Here is a 25756-nt window from a genome sequence, read left to right as displayed (position 1 = left end):
TAATGACTAATGACTAAATAAACACTTCTTCAACGCGAAGCTGGCGTTTAATTTCCAAACTTTTTAGATATTCTATTGGTTCGGAAGGGTTAAATATTTTGCCGTCAAATAGTTGAATTGTTTCTTCTCTTCCAATATCTAAAATGCCCATTTCTCTTGCGGCTGCACCAAAGATATCTGGACGACAAACTCTATCAATGACTTCTACCCAGTTTTTAGGGAAAGCTACTAAACCCCATCGGGCTAATTGTGTTAAAATCCATAGCATTTCATTACGGTCGGGATAGTTGGCTTTATTGAAATAAAATTGATGGGAAGTTTGGGTATTGTAATGGTTATTTTTTGGGTATTTATCTATTAAATCAGAACCTAAATGTAAAGAAGTTAATGTCATAACTTCTTCTTGGTTGCGAATATCATCGCAATATTCACAGGCTGTTAATAGGGCTTTTATTAATGCTAAATGTGTTTGTGGATTTTCTTGCGCCCAGTCTTCTCGCACTCCTAATACTTTATCTGGATGTCCATTCCAAAGTTCTGATGTGATAGCAATAATAGAACCCAAATTTTGCTCAACTGCGTGAGAGTTCCAAGGTTCTCCGACACAGTAACCATCAATTTTTTTATCTTCAAGGGCAGTCACCATTTCTTCTGGTGAAATTGTCATTAAACTGACATCTATATCAGGCTGAATTCCGCTTGCCGCTAACCAATAGCGTAATAATAAGTTCTGCATTGATGCAGGATGAACCACGCCTAAAGTGTGGGTTTTGTCTAGATCAGCGTTGATGGTTTTTTGAAATTCTGCTAAATTTGTGACTCCATTATTAAATAATTCTTTGCTGAAGGTAATGGCGCTACCATTGCGAGAAAGGGTCATGGCTGTAACCATTGAAATGGGCGTTTTACCACTTGCACCTAATGTCATTGCTAGGGGCATTCCTGCTACCATTTGGGCTGCATCAAACTTACCTGTGGCTACACCTTTAGCAATTTCTTTCCAGCTATTTTCAGGTTTTAGATTGACTTCTAAACCATATTCAGCAAAGAAACCTTTTTCCTGAGCAATTATTAAAGGTGCGGCTTGGGTGAGGGGAATATAGCCAATTTCTAAATGTACTTTTTCTAAATTTTTGTTAGAAATAATTGCTGGGGCTGTGGGTTGTTTTTGGCGTTTTTTTGCTTGTTTTTGTTGGTTGAGGAAGTAGATCATTTCGTTTCGCAAGTTGTAATAACTGGGATGGTTAACTACTTCCAAACGTTGACGGGGACGGGGGATAGGGACTTCTAAAATTTGCCCAATGTGTGCTTCTGGTCCATTGGTTAACATGACAATGCGATCGCTCAATAATAAAGCTTCATCAACATCATGTGTCACCATCACAGAGGTAATTTTGTGTTCATTACAAATTTTCATTAATTGTTCTTGTAAATTACCTCTGGTTAACGCATCCAAAGCACCAAAAGGTTCATCTAACAACAACAATTTCGGACGAGTAGCTAAAGCACGGGCGATCGCCACTCTTTGTTTCATTCCTCCAGATAATTCACTAGGACGTTTGTTAGTTGCACGTCGTAAACCTACCAGATCAATATGTTCTTCTATTATTCCTCGACGTTCTCCTTGAGGTAAATTTTGATGTACTTCATCCACAGCTAAAGCGATATTTTCCCGCACGGTTAACCAAGGAAGTAAGGAATAATTTTGAAAAACCACCATCCTATCCGGTCCAGGTTCTCTAACTTCTCTACCTTCCAAAGTCACCCCACCAATACTAGCTCTATCTAAGCCAGCAATAATATTAAGTAGAGTGGACTTACCACAACCAGAATGACCAATTAAAGAAATAAATTCACCATGGTTAATTTTCAGCTCAATATTTTTTAAAGCGATATATTTACCACCATTAGGGAGGTTAAATATTCTGTCTACGTGGTCAATTTCTAAAAAACTCTTCATGTGTTTGGTAATAGGTAATGGGTAATGCAATTTAAGAATTATTTATGTTCTGTTTTCACAACTTTATCCGCGATAAAAGCCACCATTCTATCTAACATTAAACCCACCAAACCAACATAAACTAACGCGATAATAATCTCACTCAAATTAGTTTCTGTAGTCGTATTGTAAGCATCCCAAATAAACGAACCAATACCCACACCACCAACTAACATTTCTGCGGCAACAATTGCCAACCAAGATAAACCGATACCAATTCTCAAACCTGTGAAAATATAAGGAACAGTTGCCGGAAACACAATTTTCAAGAAATATTTGTCCTTACGTAAACGTAAAACACGAGCCACATTTACATAATCTTGGGGAATATTTTGTACACCCACAGTTGTATTAATTAAAATCGGCCAAATTGAAGTAATAAAAATTACGAAAATTGCTGAAGGGTTGGCTTGTTGAAAAGCAGCTAGAGAAATAGGCAACCAAGCCAAAGGAGGAATAGTTCTTAATACTTGAAAAATTGGATCTACAGCATTATATAAAAACTTATTCACCCCAATAAATATTCCTAAAACCACACCAACAACTGCTGCTAAAGAAAAACCTAAAGCCACCCTTCCTAAACTGGTCAATATTTGCCAACCTAAACCCTTATCACTGCCACCATTATCAAAAAAAGGCTGAATAATAAAAGGGTCCCAAGTTTCAGAAAATGTTTCAATCGGACCAGGCAATTGAAACCCAGGAATTAAACAAAGCAACTGCCACAACACCAGGAAAATAAATAATCCAAATACTGGTGGTATTACTTTATTCACTAAAAACTTATTAATTACCTTCTGCTGTTTACTACTAACTCTACGACTTCCAACACTAATAGCCATTTCTTACTCCTTAATTTTCTTTTCTCTGCGCCTCTGCGTGAACCTTAAAAATTGAATAAATATACCAAAGGTAATGGGTAGGGGTAATTCAGGAATTACCCCTACTACTTAAACCTTCTTAATTTGCAAACTCTTTAAATATTCCTCTGGTTTTTCTGGGTCGAATTTCACCCCATCGAAAAATGTTTCCACACCACGAGAAGAACTCGTAGGAATTTCCGCAGCAGATACACCCAAAGCTTTAGCTGCTTGTTTCCATAAATCTTCTCTATTTACCTGATCAACCATTTCTTTGATTTTCGTATCTTTAGGTAAATAACCCCAACGAATTTCTTCAGTTAAGAACCAAGCATCATGACTCTTATAGGGATAGGAAGCATTATCAGCCCAGAATTTCATCCGATAGGCAAAGTTTTCTTCCTTGCGTCCATCACCATAATCAATATTACCTTTAGAACGTTCTAAAATGTCAGCCACAGCCACATTAAAGTATTTTCTGTCAGCACAAATTTTACACATTTCCTCTTTATTTTCTAGCTTTTCACACCATTGTTGTGCTTCCATAACTGCCATTAATAATGCTTGTGCTGCGTTAGGATTTTTGTCAACCCAATCTTTCCGCATAGCAAAGGCTTTTTCAGGATGATCATTCCATAATTCACCAGTAGTTAAAGCTGTATAACCTAATTTTTGGCTCACTAATTGAGCGTTCCAAGGTTCTCCTACACAAAAAGTATCAACAGTACCAACTTTCATATTTGCTACCATTTGTGGTGGTGGAACTGCTTCCAAAATTACATCTTTATCAGGATCAATACCACCAGCAGCTAACCAATAACGAATCCATAAATCATGAGTACCACCGGGAAAAGTCATGGCAACTTTGATGGATTTTTTATCAGCTTTGGCTTTATTTACTGCGTCTTTGAGTGATTTACTTTGTAAACCAACTTGTAAATTTTTGAATTTTTCTGCCACAGATATAGCTTGACCGTTGGTATTTAATCTGGCCAATAGATACATTGGGACTTTATCATTAATGGTCATTAAATAAGGCATGGGGGTAAGAATATGTGCGCCATCAATACCACCACCAGATGAGCCTATTTTGAGGTTATCACGGGTAACAGGCCAGGATTTTTGTTTGCTGACTTCTACATCAGTCATGCCATATTTGGCAAAGAAACCTTTTTCTTTGGCAATAATTAAAGGTGCAGAATCAGTTAAAGCAATAAATCCTAATTTGGCTTTGGTTGTTTCTACTTTTGCAGCATTACTAACTGTAGAATTGTTAGCAAGTTGGGCAGTGGAAGAAGCTGCACTATCTGTTGTTGCTGACTGAGAGTTATTAGATGAACAACCGTGCGCTATGATGGAAGTTGCTGCTGCTAAACTGGAGGTAATTATAAATTTTCTGCGGGAAATATTGCTCATTTTCAACTCTTAATCAGTTTTAATTTGGGTTGGCAGTTATGTTTGAAGATTTTTAATTAACGAACCACAGAGGCACAGAGGACACAGAGAAAATCTGTAGTTTTCGCAGTTGATTTAGTGGGAAATTAAGGCTTCTTCCCTAAGTGTTGCGCCGAAGTTTTGCATGAGTATTTCTTTTAATATGGGTTGTACATCTTCACAAGGAACGCTTTTTTGTACACAAGTTCCTAGTTTAGCATCTTTACCAACTTTCCCACCCATATAAATGTCAACGCCTTCTACTGTTTGCCCGTTTTTACGGACTTTTGTACCCATTAAACCAATGTCTGCTACTTGGGGTTGTCCGCAAGAATTTGGGCATCCTGTCCAATGAATACGGACGGGTTTTGATAATATTAATTCCCGTTCTAATGCTTTACTCATGGCAACGGCACGATTTTTTGTTTCTATTAATGCGAAGTTACAAAATTGTGCGCCTGTACAAGATACCACTGCTCGCGTTAATAAACCAGGATTAACACCAAATTTATTTAATAACGGTTCAGTTAAAAATGTGTTTAAAGCTGAATCGGGAATATTAGGAATTATGGCGTTTTGTTCGACTGTAAACCTAATTTCGCCACTGCCATAAACTTCTGCTATCCGGGCAATTTCAAACATATCATCAGCAGATAATCTACCAACAGGAATGTTTAAACCGACATAATTTAATCCTGGTTGTTTTTGGGGATAAATCCCAATATGATCCCGTTTTTCCCAATCAATTTCATCTTTTGGTGCTGCTGTTTTAAAGGTTTTTCCCCAACGTTTTTCTACTTCATTGCGGAATTTTTCTAACCCCCATTCATCAATTAACCACATTAACCGGGCTTTTTGACGGTTAAGACGTAAACCATGATCCCGGAAAATTTCGACAATTGCTTTACATAAACTAACTACTTCTTCGGGTTTCACCCACACATTTAAAGGAATAGCTGCTTCACAACGTTTACCGGAGAAAAAACCACCGACTAAAACATTAAAACCAAATCCTTCTTTAAATGCTGGTACAAATGCTAAATCATTGATTTCTGCGTGAACTGAATTATCTTTTCCTCCAGTTACAGCAATGTTAAATTTACGAGGAAGATTGGTAAATTCTGGGTTTCCTTTACCATTATTAGTGAGCATATCTTGAATTTGCTGTACTAATTCTCTGGTATCATACAACTCGTTAGCATCTAAACCAGCTACAGGATCACCTGTAATATTACGGATGTTATCCATACCGGATTGAATGCTTGTTAACCCAACGGTGTTAAATTTATTAAAGATGTCAGGAATATCTGAAAAATTGATCCCGCGCAGTTGTATATTTTGTCTAGTGGTGATATCTGCGCTGCCGTCGTCACCGTAACGCTGTATCACTTCTGCTAAAATATACACTTGACTGCTAGTGAGAATACCGTTAGGTATCCGCATCCGCATCATGAATTTTCCGGGTGTCACTGGGCGAAAAAATACACCTAACCATTTTAGGCGATGGTTGAGGTCGTTTTCGTCCATTGCTTCCCAACCAATTTTCACAAATTCGCTGATTTCGTCTTTAACTGCAAGTCCGTCTTTTTCAGCTTTGAATTTCTCGAATTTATTCAGTTTTTCGATGGTAGTTGCTGTTTCTGTCATGGGTTGTTTTTTGGGAACAGGACTTAATTAATTGTGTATCCGTGTTCTTATCGGTGCTGTACTTTCCACTTTTAAGAAAACAACTGATGGTAGTTTCCTGGTTGGTGGTTGTAACAATTTCGATATTGCTAAGTTAAGGTGAATTTTTATAACAATTCGTATAGTGTGTTACGAAATTTCTATAATTATGCAGAAAACGGATATTGGGATTGCGTTTTTTGTATATCTTATTAGTATTTCTCAGTTTTGGAAAGGGTAAATATTGCCATTCCCAGTAATTATTTAACGCAGATGAACGCAGATGAACGCAGATATTTTTGGCATCTGATATAATAGGAATCAATGATGATTTCAAGAGAAATAATTTTAGGTGAGGTTAAACAATGAAAGCTTTTGAAGTAACGGGTAAAATTGATGAAAAAGGTCAATTATTATTAGATGAACCTTTACATATTGACACATCTAGTCAAGTGAGAGTAATTATTCTTGTGTCAGATGACAATAAAGAACACAATAAGGACAAGGAAAAAGAAGCTATGAAAAATAGAATTGAGAAAGTTGTGAATATTTTAATGGAAGAACGTCCTTTATTTAAGGAAGAACTTAATCCAGAGGAAATGATTCAACATTTATGTAAGATATTTGATAAAAATGTATCTATTGGAGAGTTTTATATGATGGAAGAAGAAGACTTAAAAAATAGATGTAGTGGTATCTTGTCTGTACAAATGTTGTCAGGGTTGTTAGATGATTTAACTCCTGAACAAGTAGCTATTTTTGATGAAGTTGTAAAAAGGAAGTAGAAAAAATAAGTTATTTATTAGATACAAACATTGTTTCTTTTGCCATGAGAAATAACCTGATAATTAAAGAAAAATTAGATCAATTACGATCTCGCTTTGAACAAGAAGCAAAATGGGCTATAATTATAATCAAATTAATATCAAATCAATTAACGGTAAAATCATGAAACTAAAAATCATTGTACATCAAGCAGAAGAAGGCGGATATTGGGCGGAAGTTCCTTCTCTTCCAGGTTGTGCTACTCAAGGAGATTCTTTTGAGGAACTTTTACAAAATTTATATGAAGCTATTGAAGGCTATTTATCAGTAGATATCAATGATATTCAACTACAAGATAATGCTAAGATTTTAGAAATAGCTATATGAAATCAATGACGGGTAAGGAATTAGCTAAAATCTTGGAAAAACATAATTGGGTATTAATTAGAATCTAAGGAAGTCATCATATTTATGGTAAACCGGGTATGAATGTAAAAATATCTGTGCCTATTCATGGCAATAAAGATATTAAAATAGGATTGCTAAGACACTTATTAAAACAAGCGGAATTATTTGATTATCTTGATTAAATTCACGACAAAAATCAATTTATGAGTAATAATAAACAATAGTCAAAAATCAAACCATAAATCACAGCATCTATGAAACGTCGTGAATTTTTCAACTGGGTGGGTTTAGGTTTATTAGCAAGTTCCTTACCTGTAGCTATAGCAGCTTGTACCACAGACACAACCACAACTGCATCTTCCCCTTCTCAGGGTGCTGCTAAAGACTGGCAAAAAATCGGTACTGTAGCAGAATTAAACAAAACAGGGCAATTATTAGTACAAAATTCCCCCGTCGGTGCAGTGTTGGTAGTTGGTACATCTAAAGCTGCAAAAAATTTAATTGCTGTTAACCCTACCTGCACTCATCAAGGTTGTACCGTTGCATGGAAAACAGATAAAAATCAATTTGTCTGTCCCTGTCATGATGCAAAATTTGCCCGTGATGGTAAAGTGCAAGCAGCACCAGCCGAAAAACCGCTAAGAACCTACCTAGCTAAGATTGAAAATGATTCTGTGTTTGTTAAACCAGCTTAGTAAAGATTTCTATTACTCAATCAAGCATCAAGATGATTTTATTCTGTACGGGTTTAGCAATGCTAAACTCCTACTGAATTTTGACTGCAATATCAGAAATTTTTACCAAATTTTGTATCATAATCTACTAAAATAATGTAATCAACTTGTTAACTTTGTTAAGTTTATTAAAATTGGGAATGTAATTCCTGCTACCTATGCGTTTAGAGCAGTTACAAGCTTTTTTGGCGATCGCCCAAACTGGCAGTTTTCAACAAGCTGCTAAAAAATGTGGTGTCACCCAATCTACAATTAGCAGACAAATTCAAGGTTTAGAAGCAGATTTAGGTGTAGAACTTTTTCACAGAACCACCCACGCTAAACTCACATTGGGAGGTGAACGTTTACTTCCCCGTGTGCGGAAAATTTGCCAAGAATGGGATACAGCAATTTCAGAATTAACTGATTTAATGGCAGGAAAACAGCCAGAATTATGTATTGCTGCAATTCATTCTATTTGTGCTTCTTACCTACCGCCAATTTTACAACAGTTTTGTCATGATTATCCAGAAGTGCAATTAAGAGTAACATCATTAGGAAGCGATCGCTCTCTCAAAGTCCTCAAAGATGGACTTGTAGATTTAGCAATAGTCATGCACAATCGCTTTTTGATCACTGGTAAAGAAATGGTCGTACAAACATTATATGATGAACCCATAGAAGTATTAATAGCAGCAAATCATCCCCTGGCGAAATTTGCATCTATACCCTGGAATGAATTAATTAAATATCCCCAGGTAGTATTTAAAGATGGTTATGGAATGCAGCGCTTAATTCAAGATAGATTTGATAAACTAGGAATCAAATTACCCGCAGCTTTAGAAGTAAATACTTTAGATGCTTTTCGCGGAGTAGTTCGTCAAGGAGAACTAATAGCTTTATTACCTTATTCAGCATTAATAGAAGCAAAGTTTGATCCTAGTCTTGCCGTCCGTCCCCTAGCCAATAATACTAATTTAGGTGATAATTCTAGTTTGACTCGTCGCGTAGTCATGGTAACAACTCAAGACCGTTTACAAATTCCTCCTATTCAACATTTTTGGCAATTAGTAAGTGATAAAATTCCCCCAAAATTAGAACAACAGCGCACAGCATCTTAATATTTTAGATTTTAGATTTTAGATTGGAAATAACTGAAGAAAATCCAAAATCTAAAATATAATCCCTATTCCCTATTCCCTATTCCCTAACTAATGACTAATACTTTTAAAGAATTTATCCAAAAAGTCGGTAGTGGTAGTCATACTTCAGAAAATTTAACTCGTACTGAAGCTTATACCGCCATGAAAATGATGTTATTAGCTGAAGCTACACCTGCACAAATTGGAGCTTTTTTAATTGCTCACCGTATGAAACGTCCCACAGGTGAAGAATTAGCAGGAATGTTAGATGCTTATTATGAACTAGGATCAAAATTACAACCAATTAATAATAATAAAATTCCCATTGTACTAGGTATACCTTATGATGGCAGAACTCGCACTGCACCAATTAATATTATTACAGCTTTATTATTAGCATCTGCGGGACAACCTGTAATTATGCACGGAGGAATTCGCTATCCCACAAAATACGGTTTACCTTTAATAGAAATTTGGCAAAAGTTAGGCGTTAATTGGAATAATTTATCTTTAGAAAAAAGCCAGGAAATATTTAATAAAACTCATCTTGGTTTTATTTACACACCGCATCATTTTCCCCTCACTAACACTCTTTGGGAATATCGAGAACAATTAGGAAAACGGCCACCATTAGCAACAATGGAATTAATTTGGTGTCCTTATGCTGGTGATGCTCATATTATTGCCGGTTTTGTCCATCCACCCACTGAAGCTATGTTTCAAACTGCTTTAGAATTTCAAGGAGTGAAAAAATATACCTTTGTTAAAGGTTTAGAAGGTAGTTGTGACTTACCACGCGATCGCACAGCCATTATTGGCGTTTCATCTTCCACAACACAAGAAATAGAAAGGTTACACCTTGCACCCCGTGAATATGGTTTTACCCCCAAAAACGTCCCCCTGGGTACAACAGAACAACTCATCAAAGATATGCATTCTGTTCTAGCTGTAAATGACAGCGAACTGATGCAAACAGCTTTATGGAATGGCGGTTTTTACCTATGGCACTGTGGCATTTCTCCAGATATTGCGACTGGTATAGACAAAGCCAGAGAATTATTTACCAGTGGTTTAGTAGCTGCCAAACTACAGGAGCTAATTGGTAATTGGTAATTGGTAATTGGTAAATTTATTACTGTCACCTGTCACCTGTCACCTGTCACCTGTCACCTACATACAACATCATACCTTCAGAAGCTAATACAACATTAAGAAAAATAGACTTAACTTCATCGTGAATTTTGTCTAGAAAATCATCATCATCATCTGGGTGATGGTGAGATATCACCAATTTTTTCACCTTAGCAGTTTGAGCCAATTCTACTGGAGTTTTCCAGAGTAATTCCGCATATTCATGATTTTGATCAGTGGGTGGTGTATAAGTAGCATTAGCAACTAATAAATCAACATCTTGAATAATGGGTAAAATCTGGTTTTGTTCTTGTATATCAAGACTCTTATGTAAATCTGTTGTATAAGCAATACTATGGGTTCCCCAACTCACCTTGTAGCCTATGGATCTCTGATATTTATTAATTAAGGCTGTTGTCACTTTTACCTCACTTAATTCTATGACGTTGCCAGGAGTCAGGTTATAAAAAAGCAACTCTGACTCCATTACCTGTAAAGGGTAAGGAAAGTGAGGTTGGAGCATCTGATCGCACAGACATTGTTTAATTGATGCACCATTGGAAGCAGCCGTACCGTAAATATGAAAACAATTGTCCGTCACAAATGCCGGGGCGAAAAAGGGAAATCCTTGGATACGATTTGATTGGGAGTTGGTAAAAAATAAATGGGCTTCCAGAGCTTCTTCTTGTTGTTGCCAAGTTTTCCCTAAAATGCGTAAGCCAGTACCTCCATCAAAAATCAAGCGTTTTCCTGCTACATATATTTCTACACAAGCAGTATTACTACCATAGCGGCAGGTGTGACTGTTTGGGGTAGGAATTAAACCTCGTACACCCCAAAATTTAACCCAAAACTCCCCAGCAAGGTGATTAAGCGGAGGAGTTAATTGATCATTGACGTAGCTTTGGGAATCAGAACGCTCAAAATTTGACATTTTCCTTGAACTTAGAGCTTACTGAGCAGATCATCGTAATTTCTTACTTCTAAAATTCGGTTTTGTTCGTCCACAATGACGACCGTGGGAGAGTAATGTTTTAACTCCTCTAGTGTAAACTGCCCGTAAGTCATTATAATCAAGCGATCGCCTGTAATGCCTAGTCTTGCAGCCGCCCCATTTAACTCAATGATTCCTGAGTTAGCTGGAGCCGGAATTGCATAAGTAATAAAACGCTGACCATTAGCATTATTCACTACTTGTACTTGTTCATAAGGTAAAATACCAGATTTATCTAAAAGAACTTGATCGATACTGATACTACCCACATAGTTAATATTTGCCCCTGTGAGGGTACAGTTATGAATTTTAGCCAAAAGGAGAGTGCGCTGCATTTCGTTTTGGGTTGTTCAGCAACAACCAGGAGTAGTTTTAGTCTATTTAACAGGGTTGTGGTTGGAGGCAGGAGGCAGGAGTTATTTATTTTGGATTTTGGATTTTGGATTTTGGATTGTTTTTGTGATCTCCAATCTAAAATCTAAAATCTAAAATCTAAAATTTTCCTCCCCAGTCCCCAGTCCCCAGTCACCCGTTACCCATTAACTAACCATCATTTATTATTTTTTAGCAGCAGCGACGCACTTTTCGACTAAGGGTGCAACCCTGTCTACATCCTGCCAACCGAGAATTTCTGTTACCTTTTTCTCCAAATTTTTGTAAGAACGGAAAAATTCAGCAATTTCTTCTAAACGGTGGGGATGGATGTCTTTGAGGGAGTTTACATTGGCATAACGTGGATCTTTGGCAGGAACACAAAGAATTTTTTCATCGCGATCGCCACCATCAATCATTTCCAAAAAACCAATTGGTCTTGCAGGAATTATACAACCTGGAAAAGTTGGTTCATCCATTATGACCATCCCATCCAGAGGATCACCATCATCAGCTAAGGTGTTGGGTATAAAGCCATAGTCATAAGGGTATTTTACCGAAGAATAAAGCACCCGGTCTAGGGCAAAAGCGTTTAAATCCTTGTCAAATTCGTATTTATTTTTACTCCCACCTGCTATTTCAATCAAAACATTAATCACACCCGGTTTAGGTTGGGCAGGAATAAGAGATAAATCCACAACAAAACTCCTTCGCTTATAGTGAGAATCTAGGTAGCACGCAGTTTGGCTCCCCGTGTTAGATTTTAGGACAATTGTGCATTTGTTCCCAAGGCTTTGGGCAAAAAATACAGATCCCCGACTTCTGGGAGAAATCAGGGATCTGCTAATGTATGGTTAAATTAAAATTGCTACAGCACAACTAAACTGGATGTAGAAACAGTTATTTATTGCTTCTGGCTAAATCGTATGTCAGGGTTGACGGATGATGATTGGGAACAATAGGTGAAGAATAGTGGGAAATGATAAATACAGGTAGGGTCAGGGTCACGAGTGCGATCGCCGTTCCCACAATGTCTGCCACACGTTGGGAATATGTGTCGGGAGGTTTGGCAGACTGGCTATTTGAATTCATACAAAAAATTTTTTTGTTCCTATCACTTGTAGTTGTACTCTCTTTCAGAGAGTTTCATTTCTATTTTAGCTATTTTTCTCAAGTCAAGCTGCTAACTTTAAAGAAACTTATCCTGTTGCAAAAATGGCATAGGCGCTTTTTATACATGGCATTTTTGTTACAAATGAAATATCAAATATCTGCTTCTTCATGGAGTAATTAATATTTTCCGGAAATTAGTTTCACTACATCAAAATCACCCGATTTAGTGATCGTAGTCACAGAATTATTAATGTTCTTGTGCATTTACAGCAATTTTAGATTTTAGATTTTAGATTTTCTCGTTCCCAGTCTCAGACTGGGAATGGAATATATAGACTATGCCTCTGATTTTACCAAAGTCAGAGCCTTTGAAAATTCATTCCCAGAGTATGGGAACGATAAAATTTAGGATATGTTTGAGTTTTTATCCTTTAGCGTAAGCACCCATTGGTTCTTTAATAAACCGGATATAAAGATGCCTAAAAGTAGATTTAATCACACGCGGCATAGCAAAATCAATTGGCATTAAATTATCAGGTAAACGCCAATCTTCTATTTGTAATAAATCAGTAGATAAATTGGGGAATTCAATTTCACTTAATTCTGGACAAATACCCAATATTTGAGAAGCTGCAACTGTGGGAACTTTTAGAGGATCAACCTTGAGAATTTCCAACACTGCCCGATCTAAAGCAAACACATTATCTGAGGCTGCTAAAACACCTAAAGCGCGAGGTTCACCACCACTAGGACCATTACCTTCATGACCAATAATACCATCTAAAATGGTTAAATTGGGGTTAATTGCCCTGGCAGTTTCTACCAACATTTCCCCAAATCTTGCGGCATCTTTTCCTGCTTCCATGTGCCACCAAGCTTTCATTTTACCAGGCACACAACCAAAGAGATTTTTCACACCCAAAGTTACAGTTAATTGCAGATGAGATTTAACTTTAGGCAGATTAATAATTACATCTGCTTCCATAGCTTCTTTTGATAATAGCAGATGATTGAAATTATCATTCACTGTTTGGTAACGTTTACCGTGAAATTCCACAATAGGAATATTCAAATCTTCCAAAATTGGTAATAAACCATTAGCTGTAGCGACACCTTTAGCACTACCAAAAGCGGGACTATCTCCCAAAAATGGTTTACCTCCCACTTCCATCACCATTTCAGCCACAGCGCGGACTAATTCTGGGCGTGTGGTACATTCTTTAGTAGGACGAGAACCGGTGAGTAAATTAGGTTTTAAAAGTACGCGATCGCCCCTTTTCACAAAAGCTGCTATTCCCCCCAAAGGTGCTAACAGCGTCGTCAAGGATTCTCTTAAAGCCTCTTGTTCGTAAGATTTAGCGCGAATTAAACTAACGGCTGGTTTTGGTGTCTGCATAATTCATTAATAATTGCGTTATTATATCACAATATAGACTATTTTTAGCTAAAATTCAGGTAAGAGGGAAACAATATATAACACTATGTCAACTACAATTACTGATATTGGTGCTTTGAGAGATTCCTCCTTTACCGTCAGTAATGATGGTATTGCTATCGTTACAGTTCGAGCTTTGTCAATCAATGCTCTCCAAATGTTCAGCGTAAATGAATCAGATAAGTTAACTATCGTTGACAATAATTAAACCGGAGTCGTATACCAAGATGTTTACAGGGAAAAGCTGGCAGAAGTTGAAAATATTTGCAGGTGCATTTTGTGTTATTGCTGTAACACCGTTTTGTGAAGTTAACACCTCTGCAATGGCCGCAGATACAGTAATTATCCGCTATGGTCCTCTAAAAGACTCTGTATCCTTAGCAGAGTTGAAAAAAGCTGTGGAAACTGGCAAATTACCAGATAGTTTAGAACTTTACACCAAAAGAATGACCGAGGAGCAACGCCAGTTTTTACTGGGAGGATTGAAAAACACAATCCCCATCAATGTTGTAACTTTAGATAGATTAATCAATACACAAATTGGTACGACTATTCTCAGTGATATCTCTACGGCTATTAATCGTAAGGATCAAGCCGGGGTAAAGGCCATAAAGGCGGGATTAATTTTAGGGGCTAATTCCCCACAAGGCTTATCCGTCCTCAGTTTTATTGAGGCGTATCCTAGTAAGCACTTACAAATTAATTTGCCCCAGGCGATTAATGTACTGCGGAATTTGAATAGTGCCTTTTTCCGCACCCAGCGGTTTATGTTGGCGATCGCTCCTTTGCTTAACCCCACAGAAGTGAAATTTAATTCTGCCTTGGACCCTGCGGAAGCAGGAAAAGCAGAAGTACAAACACTTAGCTTAAGTTACAACGACCAAAAGCGACAACGACAAATTCCCGTAGACATTTACTTTTCAACTACTGCAACGGTCAATAAACCCCTAATTGTTTTTTCTCATGGTTTGGGTTCAGTGGGTACTGACTTGCGTTATTTAGCAAAACATTTGGCTTCCCATGGATATGTAGTTGCAGCCCCAGAACATCCTGGAAGTAATGAAGCTAGTAGCAATGCAGCTTACCAAGGTAAAAAACGACTGGTTGAACCCCAAGAATTTTTAGACCGCCCCCGTGATATTAGTTTTATCCTGGATGAATTGGAAAAGCTCAATCAATCACCTAATAATCCCTTACAAGGTAAGCTGGCAACTAATAATGTCATGGTTGTGGGTCATTCCTTTGGAGGTGGTACTGCTTTGGCATTAGCAGGAGGTGAGTTACAAATTGATCACCTGAAACAAAAGTGTCAGCGGAACTTGGTCAAAGGGAGTTTAGGTGAGGTGGTGCAATGTGTAGCCCAAGAATTACCAGAAAAAACCTATCAATTGCGAGATGGGAGGGTGAAACAGGCGATCGCTCTTAATCCCATATCATCTCTGATGTTTGGTGATAGTGGTTTAGCCAAAATACAAATCCCCACATTAGTTTTTGCCAGTTCCGCAGATAAAACCACCCCCGCCTTAACAGAACAAGTCCTGAGTTTTGCTAAAATTCGTTCCCCAAAATGGTTAGTAGGTGTAATTGGGGCTAGTCATTTAAGTGTCAAAGACCCTGATTTTACCGTAGATCAAAGTCACATTCCCGATACTCCCATCTTGAGCCGAGAAATCACTGGCGAACAAGCTAAAGATGTGCGTAAATTTCTCTGTGCTATTACCCTCGCTATGGCTGCACAATTAACCCCTGAAGCTAGTCAATATGCGCCTTTTCTCACGTCTGAATATGCTCAAATCGCCTCAACTCGTCTTTTCCCATTTCGCATAGTCCGAGAACTTCCTCCTCAAGTTCTGGAAATGATGGCGGGTCAGTAGGTAGCTGAGTATATCAAATGATTTCTACAAATGATGATAAACTTCAACTGGTATGGGGGTTTAGCATTGCTAAACCCTTACCCAATACTTTTCGGTTAAGCCCAAAACAACGACATAACGTAGGTTAGGTTGTTCGCGTTAGCGTTGCGAAGCAATGGAACGAAACCCAACATTTACAAGGGTTGGTTGGGTTTTTACACGGTAAACCCAACTTACAAAAATCCTTAACCGAACAGTATTGAACCCATACCTGGTTATAAAGGTATAATCGCACTCATTTGTTCTAAATCTAAAACAGAAGCTAATTCTTCCTCAGTCATTAAACCCTTTTCCAGAACAATTTGCCGCAGAGATTTTCCTGTTTCCAAAGACTCCTTAGCGACAGCAGCAGCATTAAGATAACCAATGTGAGTATTTAAAGCAGTAACTAAAGCCAAACTACCCTCAGCATAACCCAAACATCTTTCTTTGTTCGCGGTAATTCCTTGAATACAACTGTTAGTTAATGCCCCAATTGTATTACCTAAAATTTCAATGCTGTGAATTAAATTATAGGCAATTAAAGGCATCATCACATTTAATTCTAATTGTCCTGCTTGTGCTGCAAGAGCGATCGCGCTATCATATCCCATCACCTGAAAACATACCATTGATGTCATCTCTGCCATTACCGGGTTATACTTACCTGGCATAATAGAAGATCCCGGTTGCACTGGAGGTAGTTGAATTTCCTTAAACCCGGTTTTGGGTCCAGAGTCCATTAAACGCAGGTCATGGGAGATTTTAACTAGATCCTGTGCTAAATTTCGCACCGCACCGGAAACATTCACAAACGCACCCATACTTTGCATCGCGGCCATGAGATGGGGTGCAGGTTCTAAGGGTATTTCTAATAGTTGGGAAAGCGTCTCTATTACCCGTTTACGATATTCTGGGTGGGTATTCATTCCTGTACCGGCTGCACTTCCCCCCAAACCCAGAACCATTAAATCACCGGAAGCGGTGTATAATCGGTTTTGATGTTCGCTGAGAATATGCGCCCAAGCGCGGAAGTTTTCACCCAAACGCACGGGTACAGCATCCTGTAAATGAGTTCTTCCTGATTTAACGATATCGTGAAATTCCACCGCTTTAGCTTCTAGAGTAGAAATTGCAGTTTCTAAAGCAGGGTGTAGAGTTTGGGAAAGTGCTAATAAACCACCGATACGGATAGCGGTAGGGATGACATCATTGGTAGACTGTCCGTAGTTGACATGATCATTAGGACTAACTCGTTTATAGTTACCCTTTTCATCTCCCAAAATTTCTAAAGCACGGTTTGCGAGAACTTCATTAATGTTCATGTGGTGAGATGTACCTGCACCTGCTTGGTAAACATCAACAACAAACTGATCACGGAGTTTACCTGCTAAAATTTCATCAACTGCTTGAATAATAGCTTTGCTAATATCTGCGGGAATACAATTTAATTCACCGTTGACGATAGCGGTAGCTTTTTTGATATATAAACCTGCGTTAACGTAGGTGGGTAAAGGTTGTAAACCACTGATAGGGAAATTTTCAACAGCGCGTTGAGTTTGAATACCATAATAGACGTGATTGGGAATTTGGCGATCGCCCATCGAGTCCCGTTCAATGCGAAAATCTGTATTAGTCATAATTTTGGATGAGATGATCTGAAAATACAAATCATCCCATGTGAGGATGCTAAACGTCCAATTTAGCAATGTTTTATGCAAAAATTCAGGAGTCAGGAGTCAGGAGTCAGGAGTCAGAATGTTTGATAGTTGATAGCTGAATGCTTACTATTTTATTTTGGATTGATTGAGAATAGGTAATAATTTTAATTGAACGTTTATTTTAACGCAGATGGACGCAGATAAACGCGGATGTGGGAATATCTGTTTTTTATTCTTGTCAAATTCAGTATTTTTTATATAGTAATTTCATCACTAGAGTATACTAAAAAATAAATCCTGGGAGGTAAAAATATTATGGTAACAACACCCACCTGTAAATTAACTTTAGCAGAATTTTTACAACTACCAGAAACCAAACCTGCAAGCGAATATATTAACGGAGAAATAATTCAAAAACCAATGCCACAAGGTAAACATAGCAGATTACAAGGGAAAACAGTTAATGCGATTAACAATGTAGTTGAAGATGCTAAAATTGCTTTAGCATTTCCAGAGTTAAGATGTACATTTGGGGGACGTTCCATAGTTCCTGACATAGCGGTATTTGCATGGGATCGAATACCCGTAGATGAAAAAGGTAACATTGAAAATGCTTTTAATACCCATCCAGACTGGACAATTGAAATTCTTTCTCCAGAACAAAGTATAGCCAAACCTACCAAAAATATTTTACATTGTTTAAATCATGGTACTAGCTTAGGTTGGTTAATTATTCCCGAAGAATATAATATCATAATTTATCCCCAAAACCAACAACCAATTTATTTAGAAAATGAAACAGACATATTACCAGTTCCCGAAATAATGAAAGAATTACATTTAACATTAGGAGAATTATTTGAATGCTTAAAATTAAAATAGATCAAAAATATTACCGACTTCTTATAAAACCTCTTTGTGTTCTTTGCGTACTTTGCGGTATGCCTAACGGCACGCTACGCGAACGTTAATAAAAAACCTGTAATAAAACGAAAAACCCGAAAAATAACAAACTTTAAAAATCATGAACATACCAAACACAATCACCTTTTCCCGACTAATAGGAATACCATTTTTATTATATGGCTTATATATTCCCACACCCCAAGCCAAATGGATATGCTTAACCATATTTTTAATAGCAGCATTAACAGACTGGTTAGATGGATATTTAGCCAGAAAACTTAACCAAATTACAGACTTAGGAAAATTTCTAGATCCATTAGTAGATAAACTCTTGGTACTAGCACCATTATTAGTATTAGTAGAATTAGGAAAAATCCCAGGATGGGGAGTATTTATAATTTTAGCACGAGAATTAGCCATAGCGGGATGGCGAGTTAATCAAACAAGCATTAGCGGGGCAAATATTTGGGGTAAACTGAAAACAGTAAGTCAAATAATCGCCATAGCATTACTCATAGCACCATTATCAGAAATTTGGCAAATTCCGGCTTTAATTACCTTTTGGTTATCTGTCATCTTAACAGTAATTTCGGGAATAATTTATTTATTACCAGCCAAACAAGAACACTAAACAAGAACAAATAAAGGATAAATGATTATGTACCAAACAGAACCACCTATTCCTGCTCAAGAAACCCTCCCTACCATGTATGATCTTCCTAGTGAATACGTGGAGGATGCAGGGTTGCCAGACGAATTTCATCTTTTACAACCGAGACTTTTAACAGATACCTTTTCACCTCCTAATTATCCCCCAGATCAGGTATTTGTTGCCAGTGACTTAAATCTTTATTATGATACTCGTAATCCATTATGGTATAAACGTCCAGATTGGTTTGCGGTGGTTGGTGTTTCTCGTTTATTTGATCAGCGAGAATTACGTTTAAGTTATGTAATGTGGCAAGAAATAATTGCCCCTTTAGTGATGGTAGAATTATTGTCACCCAAAACAGAAAAGGAAGATTTAGGTAGAACTTTGAGAGAAGTGAACCAACCGCCTACGAAATGGGAAGTATATGAAAAAATTGTCAGAGTGCCTTACTATATTATTTTTGATCGGTACACTGATAAATTACAAGCATTTCAATTAGTGGCGGATCGCTATGAAGAAATAGATGTGAGTTCTGGTAAAATTTGGATGCCAGGAATAGAGTTAGGTGTGGGACTTTGGCAAGGTAGTTTTGAAGGGATTGAACGTTTATGGTTACGCTGGTATGATAGTGCAGGAAATTGGGTTCTTACCCCTGTGGAAAAGGAAAGACAACGGGCTGATAAATTAGCGGCGAAGTTGCGAGAATTGGGAATTAATCCTGATGATTTGTAATTAAAGGTGATTGGTAATTGGTAATTGGTAAAAATGAAATTGATTACCCATTACCCATTACACATTACCTAATTAAACAGCTTTTAGAATTTCATCATCGACAGAAAAATCAACTTCTGTTTTATCTTGTCCAGTGGCTAAATAATCATTGTTTAAAGAATCTTTTAAACCAGAAATTAAATCATATTCTGGTTGCCAATTTAATTCAGTGATGGCTTTATTTACTGATGCGAAAAAGTGTTGTACTCGCATGGGGAAAGCTTTACGTTTGCCAAAATCAAACTTTTTGGGATCGTAATGTACTATTTTAAGATCAGCGGCAGACTTACCAGCAGCGATCGCACAAGCACGGGCTAAACCATCGAAAGTGACAAAGCGATCGCCTGACACATTATAAATCTCACCAATGGCTTTTTCATTACCAATCACCTGTAACATTGCCTGAGCTAAATCTTTAACATGACCTAATTGAGTAATGTGCATCCCATTTCCCGGAATAGGAATAGGGCGATCGCGGACAATTCTATCAAAAAACCAACTTTCCAAAGGATTATAATTTTGTGGTCCGTAAATATAAGTTGGACGAATGGAAGTAAAAGGAATGCCTAACTGTTGTAAAAACGCTTCCGTTTCGTGCTTACCCTTGTGACGACTTTTCGGATCAACAGCATCACCTTCAATATGGGGCATTTGATCAGACTTTAAATATACCCCCGCCGAACTCATATAAACAAAATGTTTGACCCGTCCGTTGAAAATTTCCGCCAAAGGTTGAGTATCAGCAAGTTCCCGACCATTATTGTCAAAAATGACATCAAAACTTTCCTGTGATAACTTATCCTTTAACTGAGTTGGGTCAGTGCGATCGCCTATAATCTGTCCTACACCATCAGGTGCGGGATGATTACCACGATTAAACAAAACCACCTCATGGCCAGCTTTTACCAGCAGTTGAGTCAAGTAGACACCGATAAACCGAGTCCCACCAATAACCAGAATACGCATAAAATCCCAAATCCTTATAAACACAGGTGACAAAACACCCCTATTGTTGAGATTATCAGGTTATAGGTGATAGGTGACAGGTGACAGTAAAAAGGCAAGAGGCAATAGGCAAGAGGCAAAAGTTTATTCTTACCAATTACCAATTACCAATTACCAATTACCAATTACCAATTACCCATTTTTAATTTTTAATTTTTAATTTTTAATTGAACTCATGTCTTCAAAATATGCTTTAGTTCATGAGTGGCTAACACCCAAAGCCACAGGCGGTTCAGAACTCGTAGTCAAGGAAATATTAAATCATGTAGATGCTGATTTATATGCCTTAATAGATTTTGAATCTACCAACCCAGAAAGTTATCTCTACCAGCGTCAGATAGGTAAAACCTTTTTGCAACATTTACCCCTAGCCCGTCAAGGGGTACAAAAATATTTACCCTTGTTACCATTGGCCATCGAGCAATTAGATTTGCGTCAATATGAGGTAATTTTATCTTCATCCCATGCAGTAGCCAAAGGAGTCCTCACCACTCCAGATCAACTGCACATTTGTTATTGCCATAGTCCAATGCGTTATGCTTGGGACTTGACCTTTGATTATCTCAACCAAAGCAAACTAGGAAAAGGTGGAATTGGATGGATCACAAAATACTTATTGCATAGCTTACGTCAATGGGATGTATTGAGTGCCAACCGGGTTGACTACTTCATCGCCAACTCCCAGCATACAGCCCGCAGGATTTGGCGTTGCTATCGCCGAGAAGCAAAAGTCATTTACCCACCAGTAAACATCGAAAACTTGCCCTTCTGCGCTGAAAAAGAGGATTTTTATCTGATCGTTTCCCGATTAGTCAGCTACAAACAAGTATCCTTGATTGTTCAGGCTTTTAATCAACTCAAACGACCATTGGTGGTGATTGGTACAGGACCGCAAATGAAACATCTGCAAGCGATCGCCAGTCCTCATATCCAAATACTCGGATGGCAACCTGAGGATATGGTAAAAACCTATATGGCTCGTGCTAAAGCGTTTGTTTATGCAGCTTGTGAAGATTTTGGCATTGCCTTAGTAGAAGCACAAGCTTGTGGTACTCCTGTTATTGCTTATGGTGCAGGTGGTGCTTTAGAAACCGTGCGAGATATTCGCACTTGTATGGACACCGGAACAGGTATATTCTTTAAAGAACAAACAGTAGCAGCTTTGGTGGAGGCCGTAGAAAAGTTTGAAGTCTATCAGGATTTTTTAAAATCTGAGTATATAAAATTACACGCTAGTCAGTTTTCGAGACAGGTTTTTGCAGATCGTTATCTAGATTTCCTGAATCAGTGTCAAGAAAAAAGACCTTCCCTGAAATAATATTCAGGATTTTTGTATTTATTTTCTAGGCTTTTGGGAATTTCCCCCCAGAATCACTGCCTTTTAGCTTTAAGATTGGGACTATGTGTGGTGTGGATTATTAAGGAGTATGATGACTGCCCAGAGTTCACTTCTCTCCGGCAAGCGATACCCACGTAAAGATGCTAATGCCTCGACGCATACTTTAGTCAAACGTGGTCAAAAATCAAAACCGCCCAAGATCAAACCCAGAGGTTTATCTGATCAGGGTTTAAACGGAGAGTTAGCCAAACGACTGTTCGATATTGCATTTTCTTTGTCGGTTTTGATTTTGTTTTTCCCGATATACATAATCTTGGCCTTACTGATTGCTGTAAGCTCACAAGGTCCGATTTTTTATATCCAAGAACGAGTTGGTAAAAACTATCGTCCCTTTAAATGTATCAAATTCCGCACAATGGTAACAAATGCGGATGAAATACTCGCCCAAATGATGGAAACTTCCCCAGAGTTACGTCAAGAATTTACCAGCACTTTTAAACTGAAAAAAGACCCCCGGATTACCAAAATTGGTCACTTACTGCGAATTACCAGCTTAGATGAATTTCCCCAATTTTGGAACGTTTTAAAAGGGGATATGAGTGTAGTCGGACCCCGCCCCCTAGTAGCGGAAGAATTGTCCAAATATGGCTCTCACATTAATGAAGTTTTAACCATTCGTCCAGGCATTACTGGATTATGGCAAGTATCTGGACGTAATGATATACCTTACCCCCGGCGAGTCCAAATAGACCTACACTATGTTAAATTCAGAAATTTTTGGCTAGATTTATGGATCATCTTGAAAACCATTAATGTGGTAATCATGCCTAAAAATAACGGGGCTTATTAACGCCCTATGGCTAACGCCACACTCCCCTATCAGGAGTATGGCTAATGCCAAGCCCCGCACCTTAGCAGTTCAGCAGCCAAAACCACTGGCTTAATCAAAAAATGCTACAACTTTTATTGTTAACTTGATTAATTCTTCATATAAATCTATAGTTTATTTGGTTTTTGCAAATCTCAGAAAAATTATTAGAAAAAAGCCTGAAACCCCTTGAGGTCAAGTTTTGGATCTTGGCAGACAAACTTAACCGCTTTGTTTTTATAGATAATGGAAACCTAACTTGTTAAAATGGTTTTTGTTTAGTACAGTAGTTGACATTTGATCTTTAATAGCAACTAAGACTTGTATGTTTAAAATCAGGCAATTTTAGCAATGAGTTGCTAATTTATCTAGTATTGCCTGTAAATTTTACAACTTCAACAACAAGAGATAATTGGGCATGACAGAAAAAAAACGGGCGTTGATTACTGGTATCACAGGTCAAGATGGTTCTTACTTAAGCGAATTTTTACTAGAACAAGGTTATGAAGTTCACGGAATTATCCGCCGCACCTCCACCTTTAACACAGATCGCATTGATCACATTTACGAAGATCCACATAAAGAAGGTGTAAGATTATTTCTACACTACGGCGATTTAACTGATGGTACTACCCTGCGCCGCATTTTAGAAGAAGTTAAACCCACAGAAATTTATAATTTAGGCGCTCAATCTCACGTTAGAGTTAGTTTTGATTCTCCTGAATATACAGTAGATGCTGTAGGGATGGGAACTCTTCGTTTATTAGAAGCCATCCGCGACTACCAACACCGCACAGGGATTCAAGTACGATTCTATCAAGCCGGTTCTTCAGAAATGTATGGTTTGGTGCAAGCAGTCCCCCAAAGTGAAACAACACCTTTTTATCCCCGCAGTCCCTACGCTTGTGCAAAAGTTTATGCTCACTGGCAAACTGTAAATTATCGAGAATCTTATAACTTGTTTGCTTGCAACGGTATTCTTTTTAACCATGAATCACCTCGCCGGGGTGAAACATTTGTTACCAGAAAAATCACTAGAGCCGTTGCCCGTATTGTCGCTGATAAGCAAAAAGTCTTATATATGGGTAATTTAGATGCTAAACGTGATTGGGGTTATGCCAAAGATTACGTTAGAGCAATGTGGCTGATGTTGCAACAAGATCATCCCGATGATTACGTTATTGCTACAGGGGAAACTCACTCAGTACGGGAATTTTTGGAATTAGCATTTGGTTATGTTAATCTCAACTGGCAAGATTATGTTGAATTTGATCAACGCTATCTCAGACCAGCAGAAGTAGATTTATTAATTGGTGATCCTACCAAAGCACAACAAAAGTTAGGTTGGAAACCTTCTGTAACCTTCAAAGAACTTGTTTCTTTAATGGTAGAAGCTGACTTACAAGCCCTTGGTCATACTTCTCCTAATAGCAATGGTTCACAACAACACCAAGATATTGCTACTATCCGTCAAGAATTAGGATCTCTGCATTTTTAATTAGGTGACAGGTGACAGGTGACAGGTGACAGGTGACAGGTGACTGGGGAATATTTTTTCTGAAATCCTGAACTTCTGAACTCCTGAGTCCTAAACCCCTGTTTATTCCAAAATCTAAAATCCAAAATCGAATGACTGCTTTAAATTTAACAAATAAACGCATTCTTGTTACTGGTGGTGCAGGTTTTCTTGGCCGTCAAGTAATTGATCAATTGTGTCAAGCTGGGGCTGACCGTGAGAAAATTACAGTAACGCGATCGCGTGATTGTGATTTACGAGTTTGGGAAAATTGCCAACGTGCAGTGAATCAACAGGATATTATTATTCACTTAGCTGCTCATGTCGGTGGAATTGGCCTCAACCGCGAAAAACCAGGTGAGTTATTTTACGATAACTTGATCATGGGTACTCAGCTAATTCATGCGGCCTATCAAGCAGGTTTAGAAAAGTTCGTTTGTGTGGGTACTATCTGCGCTTATCCTAAATTTACCCCAGTTCCTTTTAAAGAAGAAGACCTGTGGAATGGTTATCCAGAAGAAACCAACGCCCCCTATGGAGTAGCTAAGAAGGCGCTTTTAGTCCAACTGCAATCTTACCGTCAGCAGTATGGGTTTAATGGTATTTACCTACTCCCGGTGAACTTATATGGTCCTGAAGATAATTTTGATCCTAGAAGTTCTCATGTTATTCCAGCTTTGATCCGCAAAGTTCACGAAGCGCAAACCAAGGGAGAAAAACAACTTCCTGTTTGGGGTGATGGTTCTCCTACCCGTGAGTTTTTGTATTCTACAGATGCAGCGCGGGGTATTGTCATGGGTACTCAGTTCTACAATGAGTCTGATCCTGTTAACTTGGGTACAGGTTATGAAATCTCTATTAAAGATTTGATTAATCTGATTTGTGAGTTAATGGAGTATGAAGGGGAGATTGTTTGGGAAACTGACAAACCCAACGGACAACCAAGACGTTGTTTAGATACGGAAAAAGCTAAGGAAGCGTTTGGTTTCACTGCTCAAGTCAGCTTTGAAGAAGGGCTAAAAAATACCATTGAGTGGTATCGTCAAAACGCTGCATAGGTAAAAACCTAGCATTTTATCTCGTTCCCAGTCTCTGACTGGGAATGCCATCAAAGA

At 38.0% G+C, this 25756-nt stretch carries 25 protein-coding genes; 15 read left to right on the top strand and 10 right to left on the bottom strand.

Annotation, left to right across the window (positions count from 1 at the left end; all coding sequences use genetic code 11):
* Nucleotides 1-13: 13 nt before the first annotated feature.
* From IQ237_RS02060 to IQ237_RS02045, 4 genes are all read right to left on the bottom strand, one after another.
* Nucleotides 14-1960 carry a nitrate ABC transporter ATP-binding protein gene (locus IQ237_RS02060; RefSeq protein WP_194051743.1) on the bottom strand — a complete coding sequence of 649 codons (1947 nt, stop codon included), beginning with the start codon at nucleotides 1958-1960 and terminating at the stop codon, nucleotides 14-16.
* A gap of 38 nt (nucleotides 1961-1998) precedes the next feature.
* The gene (gene ntrB, locus IQ237_RS02055) at nucleotides 1999-2841 is read right to left on the bottom strand and encodes a nitrate ABC transporter permease (protein ID WP_194051741.1); all 843 of its coding nucleotides are present in this window, start codon (nucleotides 2839-2841) and stop codon (nucleotides 1999-2001) included.
* 108 nt (nucleotides 2842-2949) lie between these two features.
* Nucleotides 2950-4275 carry a CmpA/NrtA family ABC transporter substrate-binding protein gene (locus IQ237_RS02050; protein WP_194051739.1) on the bottom strand — a complete coding sequence of 442 codons (1326 nt, stop codon included), beginning with the start codon at nucleotides 4273-4275 and terminating at the stop codon, nucleotides 2950-2952.
* A gap of 114 nt (nucleotides 4276-4389) precedes the next feature.
* Entirely contained in the window at nucleotides 4390-5940 is a 1551-nt protein-coding gene (locus IQ237_RS02045) for a ferredoxin--nitrite reductase (RefSeq protein WP_194051737.1), read from the bottom strand.
* A 383-nt stretch (nucleotides 5941-6323) separates the two neighbouring features.
* On the opposite strand from IQ237_RS02045, the gene IQ237_RS26030 reads away from it, so the two are divergent.
* From IQ237_RS26030 to IQ237_RS02015, 6 genes are all read left to right on the top strand, one after another.
* Nucleotides 6324-6743, top strand: coding sequence for a hypothetical protein (locus IQ237_RS26030; RefSeq protein WP_228019521.1), 420 nt, complete (start codon nucleotides 6324-6326; stop codon nucleotides 6741-6743).
* Nucleotides 6744-6906: 163 nt separating this feature from the next.
* Entirely contained in the window at nucleotides 6907-7110 is a 204-nt protein-coding gene (locus IQ237_RS02035; RefSeq protein ID WP_194051735.1) for a type II toxin-antitoxin system HicB family antitoxin, read from the top strand.
* Nucleotides 7111-7190: 80 nt separating this feature from the next.
* Nucleotides 7191-7313 carry a type II toxin-antitoxin system HicA family toxin gene (locus IQ237_RS26025; protein ID WP_309225600.1) on the top strand — a complete coding sequence of 41 codons (123 nt, stop codon included), beginning with the start codon at nucleotides 7191-7193 and terminating at the stop codon, nucleotides 7311-7313.
* A gap of 72 nt (nucleotides 7314-7385) precedes the next feature.
* Entirely contained in the window at nucleotides 7386-7826 is a 441-nt protein-coding gene (locus tag IQ237_RS02025) for a ubiquinol-cytochrome c reductase iron-sulfur subunit (RefSeq protein WP_194051733.1), read from the top strand.
* Nucleotides 7827-8023: 197 nt separating this feature from the next.
* A complete protein-coding gene (locus IQ237_RS02020) occupies nucleotides 8024-8965 on the top strand; it encodes a LysR family transcriptional regulator (RefSeq protein WP_194051732.1) in 942 nt (313 codons plus the stop codon).
* A gap of 93 nt (nucleotides 8966-9058) precedes the next feature.
* On the top strand, nucleotides 9059-10099 hold the full coding sequence (locus IQ237_RS02015) for an anthranilate phosphoribosyltransferase family protein (RefSeq protein ID WP_194051730.1): 1041 nt from the start codon (nucleotides 9059-9061) through the stop codon (nucleotides 10097-10099).
* Nucleotides 10100-10145: 46 nt separating this feature from the next.
* On the opposite strand, the gene IQ237_RS02010 is transcribed toward IQ237_RS02015, so the two are convergent.
* From IQ237_RS02010 to IQ237_RS01995, 4 genes are all read right to left on the bottom strand, one after another.
* Nucleotides 10146-11051 (bottom strand): MBL fold metallo-hydrolase, encoded by a 906-nt coding sequence (locus IQ237_RS02010; RefSeq protein WP_194051728.1) that lies wholly within the window; start codon nucleotides 11049-11051, stop codon nucleotides 10146-10148.
* An 11-nt stretch (nucleotides 11052-11062) separates the two neighbouring features.
* Nucleotides 11063-11446, bottom strand: a complete 384-nt coding sequence (panD, locus tag IQ237_RS02005) for an aspartate 1-decarboxylase (protein ID WP_194051726.1) — start codon at nucleotides 11444-11446, stop codon at nucleotides 11063-11065.
* A gap of 222 nt (nucleotides 11447-11668) precedes the next feature.
* Complete coding sequence (locus IQ237_RS02000) at nucleotides 11669-12181, bottom strand: inorganic diphosphatase (RefSeq protein ID WP_194051724.1); 513 nt, start codon at nucleotides 12179-12181, stop codon at nucleotides 11669-11671.
* 839 nt (nucleotides 12182-13020) lie between these two features.
* Nucleotides 13021-13992 (bottom strand): DUF362 domain-containing protein, encoded by a 972-nt coding sequence (locus IQ237_RS01995; RefSeq protein WP_194051722.1) that lies wholly within the window; start codon nucleotides 13990-13992, stop codon nucleotides 13021-13023.
* Nucleotides 13993-14077: 85 nt separating this feature from the next.
* Here IQ237_RS01995 and IQ237_RS01990 point away from each other — a divergent pair, with 85 nt between their 5' ends.
* Together IQ237_RS01990 and IQ237_RS01985 are read left to right on the top strand one after the other, a co-directional pair.
* A complete protein-coding gene (locus tag IQ237_RS01990; protein ID WP_194051873.1) occupies nucleotides 14078-14239 on the top strand; it encodes a hypothetical protein in 162 nt (53 codons plus the stop codon).
* Nucleotides 14240-14258: 19 nt separating this feature from the next.
* Nucleotides 14259-15905, top strand: a complete 1647-nt coding sequence (locus tag IQ237_RS01985) for an alpha/beta hydrolase (RefSeq protein ID WP_194051720.1) — start codon at nucleotides 14259-14261, stop codon at nucleotides 15903-15905.
* Nucleotides 15906-16159: 254 nt separating this feature from the next.
* Here IQ237_RS01985 and IQ237_RS01980 read toward each other — a convergent pair whose 3' ends face one another.
* Complete coding sequence (locus IQ237_RS01980) at nucleotides 16160-17566, bottom strand: aspartate ammonia-lyase (RefSeq protein ID WP_194051865.1); 1407 nt, start codon at nucleotides 17564-17566, stop codon at nucleotides 16160-16162.
* Nucleotides 17567-17899: 333 nt separating this feature from the next.
* Between IQ237_RS01980 and IQ237_RS01975 the strand changes: the two genes are divergently transcribed.
* From IQ237_RS01975 to IQ237_RS01965, 3 genes are all read left to right on the top strand, one after another.
* Nucleotides 17900-18466 (top strand): Uma2 family endonuclease, encoded by a 567-nt coding sequence (locus tag IQ237_RS01975; RefSeq protein ID WP_194051718.1) that lies wholly within the window; start codon nucleotides 17900-17902, stop codon nucleotides 18464-18466.
* Between the two features lie 142 nt (nucleotides 18467-18608).
* Nucleotides 18609-19121 (top strand): CDP-diacylglycerol--glycerol-3-phosphate 3-phosphatidyltransferase, encoded by a 513-nt coding sequence (pgsA, locus tag IQ237_RS01970; protein WP_194051715.1) that lies wholly within the window; start codon nucleotides 18609-18611, stop codon nucleotides 19119-19121.
* A 27-nt stretch (nucleotides 19122-19148) separates the two neighbouring features.
* Complete coding sequence (locus IQ237_RS01965) at nucleotides 19149-19874, top strand: Uma2 family endonuclease (RefSeq protein WP_194051714.1); 726 nt, start codon at nucleotides 19149-19151, stop codon at nucleotides 19872-19874.
* A gap of 72 nt (nucleotides 19875-19946) precedes the next feature.
* Here the strand turns inward: IQ237_RS01965 and IQ237_RS01960 are convergent, their stop codons facing one another.
* Entirely contained in the window at nucleotides 19947-20879 is a 933-nt protein-coding gene (locus tag IQ237_RS01960) for an NAD-dependent epimerase/dehydratase family protein (RefSeq protein ID WP_194051712.1), read from the bottom strand.
* A gap of 214 nt (nucleotides 20880-21093) precedes the next feature.
* On the opposite strand from IQ237_RS01960, the gene IQ237_RS01955 reads away from it, so the two are divergent.
* The 4 genes from IQ237_RS01955 (at nucleotide 21094) to IQ237_RS01940 (ending at nucleotide 25699) form a co-directional block, all read left to right on the top strand.
* A complete protein-coding gene (locus tag IQ237_RS01955; RefSeq protein WP_194051710.1) occupies nucleotides 21094-22236 on the top strand; it encodes a glycosyltransferase in 1143 nt (380 codons plus the stop codon).
* Nucleotides 22237-22348: 112 nt separating this feature from the next.
* Complete coding sequence (locus IQ237_RS01950; RefSeq protein WP_137666546.1) at nucleotides 22349-23107, top strand: sugar transferase; 759 nt, start codon at nucleotides 22349-22351, stop codon at nucleotides 23105-23107.
* A 436-nt stretch (nucleotides 23108-23543) separates the two neighbouring features.
* Nucleotides 23544-24623: a GDP-mannose 4,6-dehydratase gene (gene gmd / locus IQ237_RS01945; protein WP_194051708.1), complete on the top strand. Its 1080-nt coding sequence runs from the start codon at nucleotides 23544-23546 to the stop codon at nucleotides 24621-24623.
* 131 nt (nucleotides 24624-24754) lie between these two features.
* A complete protein-coding gene (locus IQ237_RS01940) occupies nucleotides 24755-25699 on the top strand; it encodes a GDP-L-fucose synthase (protein WP_194051706.1) in 945 nt (314 codons plus the stop codon).
* The last annotated feature ends 57 nt before the right edge of the window (nucleotides 25700-25756 follow it).

The sequence above is a fragment of the Sphaerospermopsis sp. LEGE 08334 genome, from assembly GCF_015207205.1.
Classification (GTDB): domain Bacteria; phylum Cyanobacteriota; class Cyanobacteriia; order Cyanobacteriales; family Nostocaceae; genus Sphaerospermopsis.
This window is presented reverse-complemented; position numbering and strand designations above follow the sequence as displayed.